The 14,670-nt window shown below is 47.6% G+C and carries 14 protein-coding genes; 10 read left to right on the forward strand and 4 right to left on the reverse strand.

The window, feature by feature from the left end:
- Nucleotides 1–249 (forward strand): hypothetical protein (locus B5F83_RS10715; RefSeq protein WP_204207366.1); only part of this gene is annotated, 249 nt, incomplete at its 5' end.
- Nucleotides 250–319: 70 nt separating this feature from the next.
- Here B5F83_RS10715 and B5F83_RS08620 read toward each other — a convergent pair.
- The 3 genes from B5F83_RS08620 to B5F83_RS08630 form a co-directional block, all read right to left on the reverse strand.
- Nucleotides 320–1,687, reverse strand: a complete 1,368-nt coding sequence (locus tag B5F83_RS08620) for an AAA family ATPase (protein ID WP_087277401.1) — start codon at nt 1,685–1,687, stop codon at nt 320–322.
- 552 nt (nt 1,688–2,239) lie between these two features.
- Nucleotides 2,240–2,845 (reverse strand): hypothetical protein, encoded by a 606-nt coding sequence (locus B5F83_RS08625; protein ID WP_143822511.1) that lies wholly within the window; start codon nt 2,843–2,845, stop codon nt 2,240–2,242.
- A gap of 60 nt (nt 2,846–2,905) precedes the next feature.
- Nucleotides 2,906–3,511, reverse strand: coding sequence for a hypothetical protein (locus B5F83_RS08630; protein ID WP_143822512.1), 606 nt, complete (start codon nt 3,509–3,511; stop codon nt 2,906–2,908).
- Between the two features lie 73 nt (nt 3,512–3,584).
- Here B5F83_RS08630 and B5F83_RS08635 point away from each other — a divergent pair, with 73 nt between their 5' ends.
- Together B5F83_RS08635 and B5F83_RS08640 are read left to right on the forward strand one after the other, a co-directional pair.
- Nucleotides 3,585–5,312: an AraC family transcriptional regulator gene (locus tag B5F83_RS08635; protein WP_087279849.1), complete on the forward strand. Its 1,728-nt coding sequence runs from the start codon at nt 3,585–3,587 to the stop codon at nt 5,310–5,312.
- A 115-nt stretch (nt 5,313–5,427) separates the two neighbouring features.
- A complete protein-coding gene (locus B5F83_RS08640; RefSeq protein ID WP_087279846.1) occupies nt 5,428–7,311 on the forward strand; it encodes a BACON domain-containing protein in 1,884 nt (627 codons plus the stop codon).
- A gap of 109 nt (nt 7,312–7,420) precedes the next feature.
- On the opposite strand, the gene B5F83_RS08645 is transcribed toward B5F83_RS08640, so the two are convergent.
- Entirely contained in the window at nt 7,421–8,059 is a 639-nt protein-coding gene (locus tag B5F83_RS08645) for a 4'-phosphopantetheinyl transferase superfamily protein (protein WP_087279843.1), read from the reverse strand.
- A gap of 337 nt (nt 8,060–8,396) precedes the next feature.
- On the opposite strand from B5F83_RS08645, the gene tyrS reads away from it, so the two are divergent.
- The 7 genes from tyrS to B5F83_RS08675 all read left to right on the forward strand — a co-directional run bounded on the left by tyrS (nt 8,397) and on the right by B5F83_RS08675 (nt 14,665).
- A complete protein-coding gene (gene tyrS / locus B5F83_RS08650; protein ID WP_087279840.1) occupies nt 8,397–9,683 on the forward strand; it encodes a tyrosine--tRNA ligase in 1,287 nt (428 codons plus the stop codon).
- Nucleotides 9,684–10,040 (forward strand): 30S ribosome-binding factor RbfA, encoded by a 357-nt coding sequence (gene rbfA, locus B5F83_RS08655; RefSeq protein WP_087279837.1) that lies wholly within the window; start codon nt 9,684–9,686, stop codon nt 10,038–10,040. It begins immediately after the preceding gene.
- The gene (locus B5F83_RS08660) at nt 10,037–11,290 is read left to right on the forward strand and encodes an FtsX-like permease family protein (protein ID WP_087279834.1); all 1,254 of its coding nucleotides are present in this window, start codon (nt 10,037–10,039) and stop codon (nt 11,288–11,290) included. Before rbfA ends, B5F83_RS08660 begins: the two co-directional genes overlap by 4 nt.
- A 1,199-nt stretch (nt 11,291–12,489) precedes the next feature.
- Nucleotides 12,490–12,804 carry a thioredoxin gene (gene trxA / locus B5F83_RS08665; RefSeq protein ID WP_087279831.1) on the forward strand — a complete coding sequence of 105 codons (315 nt, stop codon included), beginning with the start codon at nt 12,490–12,492 and terminating at the stop codon, nt 12,802–12,804.
- 85 nt (nt 12,805–12,889) lie between these two features.
- A complete protein-coding gene (locus B5F83_RS08670) occupies nt 12,890–13,492 on the forward strand; it encodes a porin family protein (protein WP_158094202.1) in 603 nt (200 codons plus the stop codon).
- A gap of 21 nt (nt 13,493–13,513) precedes the next feature.
- Nucleotides 13,514–13,636, forward strand: coding sequence for a hypothetical protein (locus B5F83_RS10855; RefSeq protein WP_255376121.1), 123 nt, complete (start codon nt 13,514–13,516; stop codon nt 13,634–13,636).
- Between the two features lie 57 nt (nt 13,637–13,693).
- Complete coding sequence (locus B5F83_RS08675) at nt 13,694–14,665, forward strand: polyprenyl synthetase family protein (RefSeq protein ID WP_087279825.1); 972 nt, start codon at nt 13,694–13,696, stop codon at nt 14,663–14,665.
- The last annotated feature ends 5 nt before the right edge of the window (nt 14,666–14,670 follow it).

Raw genomic sequence — 14,670 nt, forward strand, 5'->3', positions numbered from 1 at the left:
TGCATCAGCACTAAGGAACCGCCGTATGCCGAACGGCACGTACGGTGGTGTGAGAGGTCGGAAAACGAAAGTAGGAAGAAAACTACTTCGTTTTCCTCCTACTCGATTGGGAAACATCACGGAGCCCCGTCCGGCTTTCAATCGCATCCTGACGGACTACAGCTCGTTCAGATAAATGTTGTCTGCCTCTTCATGCAAATGAGGCAGGAACTGATAGAAGGGCTTTCAGACTGCTATGAACTATGTTGATATAACGATTAGGATGTTATAACCGCAATACTTTCTGCATCCTTGTCGCTTGCGAGGACGGCATACCTACTCAGACGAGGGAGGACATATATGCCGGCAGGCATAGGACATCTTTGTCTTTCTTCAGGTCTTTCGTGTATATCAGGTAGCGTTGCCGGATTCTGTTTGAGTATTTTTCCTGGAATCTGTCAAGGGACTTATGTGAATTGTATCCTGATGATTTGATTTCGACAGGACATATCTTATTGTCCCTTGATAGCAGGAAGTCAATCTCATAATTGCGAGTAATGCACTCCGTCCCAATGTCGGATTGCTGTTTTGTCTCCTTGAAAGTATAATAGAAAAGCTCGTTCCCGGCACTTTTCAGCATTTGCGCCACGGCGTTTTCATACACATAGCCTAAATCTGTACCGAGTCTGTCGGCCCAAAGCTTTCGGTATATCTCATTTTCAGTATAATCCTTGTCCATGAAGGCTAAAGTTACGAACAGTCCGGTATCTGCGAGGAACATTTTGAAACGATTGTAGTCGGCATGAAGAGCGAGTCCGACATTCGGATCGTTTGCGTGATAGGCAAAGTTCACACACATGGAGTCGGCCATGTCCATTAAAAGTTCGCTTATTCTCGATGCTGTGGCGTTTTCAATAACACTGCCTACCTTGTACCGCATGGCATTGCGCGACAGTTCTGCCGGTATTGAAGAAAACAGGCGTGAAATACGCCCTGACGGATCTATTTTCCGGAAATCATCGATATACAGTTCGAGGATGTTCCGTTTTATGTTGTCGACGGTCGAGAAGTCGTTTGATTCAAGATAGGCGTTCACCGCCTGCGGCATTCCGCCGACAAGCATGTACAGGCGGAATTCCTTCATCATTTCGCGGTTTACAGCTTCACCCAATGCCTTGGAATTTTCGAATGAATGTCTTATCAGGTCGTATGAGTTTGTCTTTCCAATTGCCCATAGAAATTCTTCATAATCCATGGGATACATGGAAATCCGTGTTTCTTCACTCGGTATTAGTATGTTTTTTATGTTTTTCTTGATCGAAAGCAGTGACCCGGTTTCAATATAGTCGTATCTGCGATCTTTTACCAAATGTTTGATGGCCTGACGGGCAAGTGGATAAAGTTGCACTTCATCAAAGATGATTACGGACTTCCGTCGGTGCAAGGAAACTCCGGTCAGTGATTGCAACCGCAGGAAGAAAAAGTCAAGATCCGAAATGTGCAGAAAAAGTTCTTTGACAGCATTGTCCGCAATGGAAAAATCGATGATTATGTATGATTCATATTCTTGCCTGGCAAACGTTTCTGCAATGGTTGATTTTCCTATGCGTCTTGCTCCTTTTATCAGAAGGGCGGTTTGGCCGTCACTTTCATGTTTCCACTTTAGCATCCGCTCATAAATCTTACGTTTGAATATCCTGTTACCCATATATGTTTCGGAATTTTTTGCAATACTACCAATTTTGTCGGAAACGGCAAAGTGTTTTGGATGTTTTTTGTCGGAAACAGCAAAATGTTTTGGGTGTTTTTTGTCGAAAAATGCAAAATTCTGCACCACCTGGACTTTCACCCCCTCCAGCGTGAAGGGGTGGAGTCGGCGCAAGGTTCAGGAATCTCGTGAGATGTGGCATAGACAGGTGGCGGGCTTGGCAATGGGCCAATACCCGTGGTGGATATTGGAACACGGCAGGAAGTCCGATACTATGCCGAGCCATGAATAACGAGAGGCTAAAACTTCAAGGCTACCCTTGCCTTGTGGACTTATATGTCAAATTGCATCAGCACTAAGGAACCGCCGTATGCCGAACGGCACGTACGGTGGTGTGAGAGGTCGGAAAACGAAAGTAGGAAGAAAACTACTTCGTTTTCCTCCTACTCGATTGTCCTGACGTGTCTGAAAGTGTGGCGCGTGGATGGCTTTGGAGAGCGGTGTGACAGCATTCATGGACACTGTTCCAAAAAGCGTGCAGGATTGAACTGCCTACAACTCTTCGAGCCATCCGTATTTTGCTTCTTTCTTCAGCTTCTGGTCGTAGTATGTCAAAAATACATAATAGTACATCTCTCCGCTGCTTGCCGCTTCGTATGAGTACCTCAGCTCGCATGTCATCCCGTTGTTCCCCGTGAAAGTGGTCGAAATCGACAGGTCGTCTTCCCATAGTATATCTTCTGTCATTTCAATGCCTCTCTGTCCGTGATATTTCGACTTCAGGTCTTTTAGCAGGTTGTCGTAAGTGCGCCGTGTGGCTTGCGGTTCTTTTGCCCCGTCATAAAAACGTATTTGGTAAAATGTCTTGTCGTCATTGAAATAGTATTCGCAGTATGCCCATCTTCTCCCTCCGAAAGACATGTTCGAAAAACGTACTTTTTCCTCCTTGTTATTCACCCAGTCATACGCGTGCCGCCTCATCCAATTAAAATTGCGGTATTTGTCGTTGATTACTTTGCGAAGTTCCCGGCAGTTTTTCATCTCATTGTAGCTTGAGCGGATTTCCACTCCGTAGAAACAGTTCTGAATACGTGTCTGCCCTATGGCAGGAATGGCCGTCAAGACAGCCAGTGCCATTGATAAAATAATATTCTTCATGTCCTTAACGATTTATATGATTCATGACTTCACAAGATATGCCCTTGAATTGGCGATGTGTCAGAGTTCTTCCATGTAGGCGTATTTGGCTGCTTCTTTCATTTCGGGATCATAATAGTACAGTAAACAGTAATAGTACATTTTTCCGTTGTTTGCCGCTTCGTATGAGTACTTCAGTTCGCATGTCATCCCGTTGTTCCCCGTGAAAGTGGTCGAAATCGCCAGATCGTCTTCCCATTCGCTGTCTTCGTTTATGTCGATACCCTTTTGCCCGTCGTATTTTTTCAACAGATCTTTTTGAAGGGAGTCATACATGCTACGCGTGGTTTCCGGTTCTGTTTTGCCGCTGTAAAACCTGATTTGGTAGAACTCCATATCATTGTTGAAGTAGTACTCGCAATAATCCCATGTCCTTCCCCCGAAAAGCATTCTTGGAAAACGTAACCGTTCTTTTTCCCCGTCGACCCAGTCGTATGCGTGCCGGTAGCCCCAATTGTCGTACTTGTAGATATCTCTTATGATCTCTCTTAAATCTTCCGATGCTTTCAAATCATCGTAGCACGAGCGTATTTTTACCCCGTAAAACGTATCCTGCACTTTTGTCTGTGCCAATGCACTGATGCTGACTAACAGTGACAATAAAGAAAACAATAAACGCATTTTCATATCAAAACTTTTTTAAAATTGGAAACGCAATATACAAAAATATTAATTTAGTGCCGGATTTTTAAGTGAAAAGATGATAGAAAGAAAGCAGATATTGTTTTACAGGACTCTGATGATTCAGTCCCTTTTTTTATTTGCTGTTTTTATTCCGTTCGAGGCCGAAGCCTTTTCCGGCCGGTGCTACACTGCGGAACTTGACTCTTTCAGGGCGGTATGGAATGAATACAACAAAGAAGGACGGTATACGGATTTGGTAGATGATACGCGGGAGTATTTCCATGCTTCTTTGGATAACAAAGACACTACTGCTTTCCTGTATTCCGGGATTACGATGTCCATGGCTTTTCTGTCTTTGGAAGAGCCTGATTCAGTAAGCAAATATATGGATGCCGTATCCCCGTTCATATCCGTGAATACTGACCCGAGGATGTTGCTTACATACAATTTCGTGCGCGGCACGTATTCGCTCAAGCGCGATTACAATTATCCGTTGGCACTTGACTATTATCAGAAATGCCATGACATAGCTAAGAAATCGGGCGATGTGGACAATTCGATAGCGGCTTTGCTGAACATAGTTCATATATATTATGTGCGGTCAGACAAGCGCGGGCTGGGATACGCCGTGGATGCATTCAATCTTTCGCATTCTCCCGGCACCGACAGCCTTGCGGTATGCATGGCCAATGTCGCCATGGGAGAGATGCTCTTCCTTTCGGACAGCCTTGATTCCGCTTTGGCTTATTCCGAGGAGGCATTGCGGCTTGCGTGGGAGTCCGGCTATGAGTCTGTCTATTCCGATCTCCATCTGTTATTGGCCGACATATATGCTGGGATGGATTCGTCCTCGGTAGGCGGAGCAGCCGCAGACAAGGCGCGGAAACATTATGATGAAGCTATTGCGTATTCAGCCAATGCCGAGGCCGGAACTCTTACCATGCTGTATCTGCATTACGGCCGTTTTGCGGAGCGCAAAGGGATGATGGACAAGGCTATTTCTCTTTATCATAAGGGGCTGGAGATTTCGTTGGAGTCTGGAAACATGGAATTTCGCAGAGAGCTTTACAGGAGGGTGGCAGACCTTTCCTACAGTGAGGGCCGGATGAAGGAAGCTTTGGATTTTTACAAATCATACGCATTCCTGATCGACAGCGTGGCAAGCCAGTCCATGGAGTTCCGTTTCGACAGCCTGTTGCTGGCCAATCAGAACATGGCGCATCGCGAAGACATGAATCTGAAAGAGATAGAACTTCTGAAGGCTAACAGAAACAACCTTATGATTGCCTCAATAATGGTACTGGCTGTTTTTACTGCCTTTTTTATCTGGGTTATGTACAGGAGGCAAAAGAATATGTACAAAGTGCTTTTCGACAGGTACAGGAATTATGCCGCGCGTTTCAATGCAGGGTCTTCGGCGCAGTATGATTCCGGGCAGGTCGTAAAGTCCCTTTTCTCACGACTCGAAGATAAAATGAATGAGGAAAAATTGTATCGCCGGAAAGACATCTCTATTGAAAAGGTGTCTGAAATATTGGGGACTAACCGTACATATCTGTCAAAGGCCGTGAATAAATGCGCCGGGATTTCTTTCCCGGCATATGTCAATTCTTACAGGATAAAAGAAGCTGCCGACATTATTTCACAACATGGAGACCAAGTCCAGTTGAAAGTCCTCGCGGAAGAATTGGGCTTTAACTCAGTGTCCGTATTTATTAAAGTGTTCCAGAAGGAGACTGGGCTGACTCCGGCTAGGTACAAGAAAGAGATGAATTCGTCGAAAATGGGCGGTGAGGATTTGTAAAATTGTTAAAATATCTATTTTTCCCATGTCCGTTCATGTTTCATGCGTTGCCATTTTGCATAAATTTGCAGAAACAGCATTTGAGATTCATTAATTCTTAATCCATTAAATTAATATGATAAAAAGATTCTTTTACCCAAGCCTTTTGTTGTTCTCTTTCATGTTTGCCGGGTGCAGCCCTGAAAAATCCGATCCGGACCCATATCCGGAGCCTCCGACACCGGTTGCTCCGGTAATATCCGTGGACCCCGTACAGTTTCAGGTTCCTGCGGAAGGAGGGGATTTTTCGTTTGCGTATTCAATAGATAACCCTTCGGACACCGCAGAATTGTCCGTTTCATGTGCGGAGGACTGGGTCTCCCTTTCGGACAATGGAGGGACTGTCGGTTTCTCCGTTTCCCCGTGGGAAAGCATGGAAGGTGTAAGGACGGCTGAAATACTTCTGTCTTACACAGGTGCTGAAGACGTGACAGTGTCCGTCGTGCAGTCTCCGGCTGAATTGCCTGCATGTCCTGTTGAAATGTACATAGTACACGAGAGTTATTATTATGCTAGGATAACATGGTTGCCGGAAAATGACGATCTTGCCTATATTAGTTTTATCATGGACAAGGAAACTTTCGATTCGTATGAGAGTGAAGACGCACTGTTTGCGGACGATGTCGCCTTTTATCAGGAAAGGGCCGACGCTTTGGGAGTCTCGCTTGAAGAGTATATCACGGCTTTCGATGTTCTTTATCAAGGAGGGATGACTGAGGATGTAACCGGGCGCACGCCGGGAACAGAGTATGTTGTATATACCTATGCGGCAGTCCTTCAGGATGGCGCTTTGGTTAGAACCAGTGCCATTGGTACTCAGGAGTTCCGTACCAAAGAGCTTGTGATTAAAGAAGCCGACTTTACGATTGAAGCGGAAGAACTCCGTTCCAACAGGATGACATTGAATGTATCCACGGATGATACCGATTTCAGATTTGCCATGACACTATTCAGCGAAAGCGACTTCTCCCAATTCCCGGATGAACAGTCCGCTGCGGAAGAAATGATCAGGCTGTTGGAAATTGCCATATACAATAACGGACTTTCCTGGGAAGATGTGACGTATTCGGGTGAAGGCAGAGCGCATTACGATGATCTGATAGCGGGCGGCAAATATTACGCTGTCGCTTGCGGTGTGGACGATGCCGTCATAATATCAAATGTGGCCATTCGCGAATTTGTCGTACCTATGCCGGAAATAACGGATGCATGCACTTTCAGCGCGGAATTTACCAATGTCACTCAGACCGAGATGGATGTTACGGTCGTTCCATCCGACGGCTCCACAAGATATCTGGCCGTGATTGAGGAATCTTCTGCCTTCACGTCGGTTAATACTCCTGAAGTTTATGTGGCGAGGCTGCTTTACAATCTCGTGTATTTTGATGCAGTGGATTGGAGCAACACTCCGCTTCTGCATTCCGGGACGCATACGTTCAATTCGAATACGGATGTCGTGAATCCGGAATACCTGAAAGCCGACACGGATTATACTTTATTGGTATTCGGCGTTGATGAGTATGGCGAGCGGACTACGCAAATAGCCGAATTCGAGCAAAGGACCCCGTCCGCGCAACAGGAGGATCTGGAAATCGGCATAGAGATCACAAGCGTCGAGGAAAAGGCGATAAACGCGGTATTCACTCCTTCGGCTGACAATGTCAATTACCATTTCGATGCATATCCGTTAGAGGATTATGAGGGCGAGACTCCTGAATCTTTCATGGAATATGTTATCGCCATAAACGGGGAGTACCTTAAATTGTACCAGGGCCGGCAGGAATATTCCTTTACGTACTATTTCCCGCGTCCTGAATATGTCGTGTTCGCTTTCGGTTATAACGGTGAGATTACTTCCGATCTGTATATGAAACGAGTAAACATGTCTACCGGCGAAGTTACGGACATGGGCATAGTCCCTCGCGAAACGGCGCAAAAATATTTTGAGAGTAGGCGTTAAAAGACTGTTTCAATAATAATTGGGGGTGGCTAAAAAGCTTGCAAAAAAGTGAAAGCCATCCCCCTTTTTTCTGTGCGTATGCTGGAATCGGAAGATGATAGTCGCTTGTTCATCCTACCAGCCATACCAGCACATGCCCGTCGAAAGTCATGTACTCCAGCTCGAATTCGTCTTCGTAGCCGTCCTTGTGTATGAAGGTGGCTTCGAGTTCGCCTTCGCCCCTCGGATAGAATTTTTCCACTTCTATCTGTTCCGCGAAATCCACGCGGCTCTGCGACATCCTTTTGTAAATGGCCTCCTTGGCGCACCAGTAGATTGCAAGCTGCTTGTTGCGTTTTTCGTCATCCGCAAGGTCGTCTATCTCTTCTTCGGACAGGGCTTTCTGTTCCACGGCCGAGAAATCGCGGCTCAGGCTTTCGATGTCGATGCCCACGTATTCGTCCGGATGCGTGATTATCGCCACGTATTTCTGCGTGTGGGTTATGCTTATTTCACAAGGGTTGTTTTCAAGGAAAGGCTTTCCGTTGTCATGGTGCTCAAGATAGACCTTCTCCTCGAAGACTTCGTTGAGGAGCGCCCTTACGGCAAGTTTTTCTTTTCTTCTCTGCTCGTTCTGGATGAACATTATTTCCTCCAGTTCGTCATCCGGAACGGAGCATATCTTCAATAGTTCTTCTTCTGTCTCTTCTATCTTCCAGACTGCTATTTCAGCCTTCTTCTGTACTCTCTTTCTAAAATATAGTGCCATTTCTGTCAGATGTTCGAATAGTTATGCCGGACGGATATAATAAAACCTCCTTCCGACACCATGTTGCCGGAGGATGCAGGAACGGTAAAAAATGTTGATAATCTCGGTGCGGCGATTTCCGTACGCAGGTAAAGGGTCATCCTTGCGCGTATGACCCGGGTCTTTTTCAAGATTGCCTATTTCACTGGGAGGTTCCAAATCCTATAATTTTATGTTCAGCGATGCAAATATAATGATTTTTATAAAAACAAATCTTTTTTTCCTATTTTTGTAATCCTTTCCGCTTTTCGCGGAGGCCGAACTGGATAATTTTAGAACTTAATATTTGGACAAATCGATGAAGAATTTCGTTAAAGAACTTGAATGGAGGGGGATGATTCATGACATTATGCCCGGGACAGAAGAAAAACTCATGGAAGGCTGTACGTCCGCTTACGTAGGCATAGACCCGACGGCGGACTCGCTTCATGTCGGACATCTTGTGAGCGTGATGATGCTGAAGCACTTCCAAAACTGCGGGCACAGGCCTGTGGCCCTTGTCGGAGGGGCTACAGGGATGATAGGGGACCCTTCAGGAAAGTCCGCGGAACGTAATCTTCTGGACGAGGAGGCACTGCGCCACAACCAGGAATGCATCAGGAAGCAGCTGGCCCGTTTCCTCGACTTCGATTCCGATGCCCCGAATCGCGCTCTCCTTGTGAACAATTACGACTGGATGAAGGATTTTTCTTTCCTTTCATTCATAAGGGATGTCGGCAAGATGATAACCGTCAATTACATGATGGCCAAGGATTCCGTCAAGAAAAGGCTTAACGGGGAGGCCCGCGAGGGAATGTCTTTCTGTGAGTTCTCTTACCAGCTGATGCAGGGATACGACTATCTGCATCTGTATCAGACCGAGGGTGTCAGGCTCCAGATGGGAGGAAGCGACCAGTGGGGCAACATCACTACCGGTACCGAAATGATACGGAGGGCAATAGGCGGAGAGGCCTTCGCCCTTACCTGCCCTCTGATAACGAAGGCCGACGGCATCAAGTTCGGGAAAACTGAGAAAGGCAACGTGTGGCTCGACCCGGAAAGGACTTCGCCTTATGCATTCTACCAGTTCTGGCTTAACGTTTCCGATGAGGATGCGGAAAGATATATCAAGATATTCACCATGCTCTGCAGGGAGGAAATCGACCAGGCCATTGCGGCCCACAGGGATGCCCCTCATCTCCGCTCGCTCCAGAAGCTTCTTGCAAGGGAAGTTACAGTCATGGTTCACGGGGAGGAGGAGTATCAAAAAGCCGTGGACGCTTCGGCGGTGCTTTTCGGGAACGCTACTTACGAGGCCCTCGCCGCTCTGGACGAGCGCACCTTCCTTCAGGTTTTCGACGGTGTGGAAAGCTACAGCATATCGAAGGACAGGCTTCCTTGCGGCGTAATCGACCTGTTGTCTGTCGAGACCTCCGTTTTCCCTTCCAAAGGGGAGTGCCGCAAGATGCTCCGTGCCGGAGGGGTTTCAGTCAACAAAAGGAAAATGTCCGAAAACGACACTGTTTCTTCCGACATGCTTCTGAACGGAAAATACATCCTCGCCCAGAAGGGGAAGAAAAATTATTATATGATAAAGGTGGAATAAATGAAAAACAATACTGGAGAAGAGAGTACGCGCCAGTTGAAAGTGGCGCGGGAAATACAGCGGGACATGGCGGAAATCATCCGCAGCAAGGGCATGGGCCATTTTGCGCAGTGCATGGTTACCGTGAGCAAGGTCAGGGTGAGCCCGGATCTGTCCTACGCGAAGATTTACATAAGTATTTTCCCGTCATCCAAGGCCCAAGAAGTCATGGATATAGTCAATTCGGAGGCAAAAGTGTACCGCGGGGAGCTCGGCAGGCTTATGGCAAAACAGCTGAGAATCATTCCTGAACTTGCGTTTTTCCTCGATGATTCCCTTGATTACGTGGAACATATCGAAGAGCTTCTGAAAAAATGACCCGGTTGCCGCTTTTCGTAGCCCTGCGCTATCTGTTCGCACGCAAGTCGCATAATGTCATAAACATTATATCGGCCATCAGCGCTACGGGCATGGCGGTGGGTACGGCGGCTCTCATACTCATACTTTCGATTTACAACGGGCTCGATTCCATTGTCCGCTCCGGCGAAGGCATGGTCGAGCCCGATGTACTGATAGAACCCTCCCGCGGCAAGACTTTCGTCTTCTCGGACTCCCTGTTGCAAGCCCTGGAATCCCTTCCTGGAGTGGCTTCGGCGGAGCCGGTCGTCGATGAAATCGTGTTCATCGATTATGAGGGCCGGCAGTCCGTGGCCCGGATGAAAGGGGTGATGCCGGATTATTTCGAAAGCCAGCCTTTGCAGGATGCATTGGTGGAAGGCTCGCTCGACCTCGGCAAGGGTTCCCTTGATTTTTCCATAGTGGGGCGGGGACTTGCCCATTCCCTCGGGCTTTCTTCCCGTTTCGTGGCCGGAATGGATGTGTATTATCCCAAAACGGACAGGGACATATCCCTTACCGACCCCCTGTCGTCCCTCAATTCTGCCAGATTTTTCCCTTCCGGTGTCGTGTCCGTGAATTCTTCTTTCGATGAGAGGTATTTTCTGGCACCTTATGTGGCTGCCGTGCATCTGCTCGGGCTTCCTTACGGATGCTGCTCGTCGATAGAACTGAGGTTCGACATCGCGGTTACCGGCCCTTGGGGGGACCGCAGTTATGACAAGGCGGTATCGTCGGTAAAAAAGGCTGCCGGTAGCATTCTCGGAGACGGATACGATTTTAAAAACAAGGAAGAGCAGAACGAGACTCTGTACAGGATGCTCGAAGCTGAGAAAATAATGATTTTCCTGATTCTGTTCTTCGTGATAATCATAATAGCTTTCAACATTTTCGGCTCGCTTTCTATGTTGATTATGGAAAAATCCGATGACATAGGGACATTTGCCGCCATGGGGGCCGACCGGCGTACCATAAAACGTATTTTCGTATATGAGGGTTGGTCGATTTCGCTTCTCGGGCTTGTCGCGGGACTTGCCGTGGGAGTATGCCTTGTCCTTCTCCAGCAGCATTTCGGCCTTCTGAAAATGCCCGGGAACTACATAGTTACTGCTTATCCTGCCGTGCTGGAACTGCGTGACGTGCTCATCTCCGCCGCGGGGGTCGGCCTCGTGGGCTATATCGTCGCCCTCCTTCCGGTCCGCTCGTATTTCAAGCGGATGAATGTTTTGTGAAAAAACAGAAAAATTTTCGGTTCGCGTGCAACGTTCCGGCATCCCGTTGCATCTTAGAAGCAGGTTTAGGTTTTAGTACACGTTATTCGGGCCGAGCTTGTGAAAGCGAGGCCTTTTTTATTTATGTGTCCGAAGCCGCTGCATTGATGTTGTTGCTTGACATTGCTGCTTTGATGTTGTTGCCTGATGTCGTTGCCTGATGTGTCATATTTTCAATTGTTTGGAGCGAGCAATGGGTTTGTAAATAATAGATTGTCAATTGTTTAAGAAAATAAGGCTCACTTTCGACTATGTTCGCATACTGCCCAAAAGCGAGTTTGATTTTAGTAAATCATTGATTATTAATAACTTAACAAAATACAACTCGCTCCCAACTTTTGTTTTTTACGGCCAGAGAAACAACATCTCTGCATAAGTCTTGACGGCAAGGTGACAAAGGAAGGAAAATTTGATTTTGCTTGCTGATTTTTACCGCATTCCCGTTTTCGTGACCGAAAAACAATTTCCCGGCAAATTTTCCACCTCATAGCCAGCCCTATTTCCTGGGGCCGCTGATAATCAATAATTTACAAAAACAGGGCTGTCTTTGGGTACTTTTTGAGGCACCCAAGCGCAGGGTTAATTGTGGTAACTTATTGATTGTTAATAATTTGTGAAAATACCTACTGGCTATGGGGTGGAAACCGGTGCTTGCAGACGGGCCGGAACAGGTAGCAGGTAACAGGTAACAGGTAACAGGTAACAGATAGCAGGTAGCAGATGTGTGGCCGCAGCTACAAGTCTTCCGCCACGCCCCACTCGTTCCAGCCCCGCCCGTTCCGGTCCGTTCCAGTCCGTCTCGTCCCGCCCGTTCCAGTCCGCCCCGCTCGCCCCAGTCCGTCCCGGCTCGGCACGCCCGCCACTTCCATTCCGCCACGGCCCACCATACAGGTGCGACAGAAACACTGCCCAGCGCCCCGGAATACAATCCGGCAAAGCAGATTGAATGTGCCGTTGATATGCACGTTGATGCACGTATGTGTGATGTTTGGAATTATTTTATTATCTTCGCACCTTGAAAGGTTTGCCGTTTCAGGAAACCGGCTTTCCGGAGCGGAGACAGAGGGCTTTTTGCCCGGAACTGTAGGCCTGTTCGGTTGTAAATGATGAAAATTAATATATAACGAAAATTAATATTATAAAGATAAGGAGACAATATTATGGCAATAGCTGTTAATGAAACTAATTTTAAAGAGATTATTTCTTCCGATAAACTGGTAATGGTGGATTTCTGGGCTACATGGTGCGGTCCGTGCAGGATGCTTTCACCGGTGGTCGACGAGATTTCCGAAGAGATGGCGGACAAGGTGGTCGTTGCGAAATGCAATGTAGACGAGTGCGACTCCATTCCAATGGAATATGGCATCAGGAACATTCCGGCGCTGATATTCTTCAAGGGAGGTACGGCGGTCGACAGGCTCGTAGGCGCCGTTCCGAAAGCCACCATAGTCGAGAAGATAAATTCCCTGTTGTAAAGGCGTTTTTTTGATGGACAGTCCGGCCTCGTTGGCTCCTGTTCGAATGTCGTACACAAGTGTAATACATAAATAAATGCATGTTATGAAAAAGTTTTTGTGCGCCATAGCCGTCGTTTCCGCGATTTTCATTGCGGGCGCCAGCAATGCCTATGCCCAGATAGGACATTTCGGTGTCGTGGGCGGCATGACATTCTCGAAAGCCAATTTCGATGAAGTCAAGAATATGAATTATACGGGTTTCCATGCAGGTGTGACATATCAGCTCAACCTGCCTCTCGGTTTTTCCATACAACCGGAACTCCTTTATCAGCAGCGCGGTACGAAATACAATGATGCTACAAGGGGTGCCGGAAGGACTGCCGTAGGCTTTATCGAGCTGCCTGTCAATGTGCAGTGGGGTCCGGATTTGGTTCTGTTCCGTCCGTATATCGAACTGTCGCCTTATGTCGGTTATGCCGTAATGAACAAGTATACCATAGGAAATACTTCGTTCAATGGCGATTGGGGCGGGATGAACCGCTGGGAGTACGGTATCGGTCTCGGTGTGGGTGTCGAGATATGGAAGTTCCAGCTTTCGGGAAAATACTGCTGGAGTTTCGGAAGCAACCTGCCTGACGGGGTTTCCGACATGTTCAAGGATGCCAAATTCGGAGGCTTCGAACTGTCGTTGGCCGTGCTTTTCTGATAAAACCGCTCTGTGTCCGCGATGACGGTTGCGATGACGGTTGCGATGACGGTTGCAATGCCGCGGAAGCTGCATTCAGAAAAGGCTGATGCCGTCTGGAGCGAGAGCGGAAGCGGAAACGGAAGCAGATTTTCAGACCTATAGTCGCCCTGAAACCCGGGGGCGGCTTTGTTTCGTAATAGCCCATTTGGGATTTAATGTATGGATTTAGACAGAGTTAAGATATTTCTCGGCGACGTATGGCGCTGTTTCGAAAGTAAATTCACGGAGGTGCTCCACAGTGATGTGAAACTGTTGAATTCCGTCAATAAACGTATCTTCGACAATGGCGGGAAACAGTTGAGACCTTTGTTGTGCCTGCTTTCGGGAAAGGCCTGCGGAGAACTTACGGAATTGACCGTGGATTGTGCAGTTACTTCGGAACTTATACATACGGCGACACTGCTGCATGACGATGTTGCGGACAACAGCTCCGTGAGGCGCGGGGCGCCTACTGTAATGTCGCTTTTCGGGCCGAGCGTGTCGGTGCTGATAGGCGATTATTGGCTTTCAAAGGCAATCGCGCTGTTGGTAGGCAATGCCGGGAATGAGATAATCCTCGCCTTTTCAACGGCTCTCGAATCGCTTGCAAGAGGTGAAATGCTCCAGTTGCAGAAAGCTTCGGAATGCGATACGGAAATGGATGATTATCTGAAAATCATATCCTGCAAGACGGCGGCCCTGTTCAGGGCTGCGGTAACGAGCGGCGCATATTCGGTGAAAGCTCCCGGGAAGTATGTAAAAGCCATGTCCGATTATGCCGAATATCTCGGGCTCGCCTTTCAGATGAGGGACGACATATTCGATTATGTCCCGAAGATGGATGTCGGGAAAAAGCTCGGCGTGGACATACTGGAGCAGAAGATAACCCTCCCTCTGATAGAGGCCCTCAGGCATTCGTCGCCTGAGAAGAATGCCAAGATAAGGGGCATGGTCAGGGATATTGCGGAACACAATGAGTATAAGGACTGGATTATGGACTTCGTAAATGCCTCCTCTGGCGTTGCCCGTGCGGAAGAAACACTTGCCGGATACAGTGCCAAAGCGGTTGAATGCCTTGAGGCGCTTCCCGAGTCGGAAGAAAAGTCCATGCTTCGTGAACTGGCCCTGTATGTGGGCGAAAGAAGAGTTTGAAAGGG

The organism is Muribaculum sp. An289 (genome assembly GCF_002159555.1).
GTDB lineage: Bacteria > Bacteroidota > Bacteroidia > Bacteroidales > UBA932 > Merdivivens > Merdivivens faecigallinarum.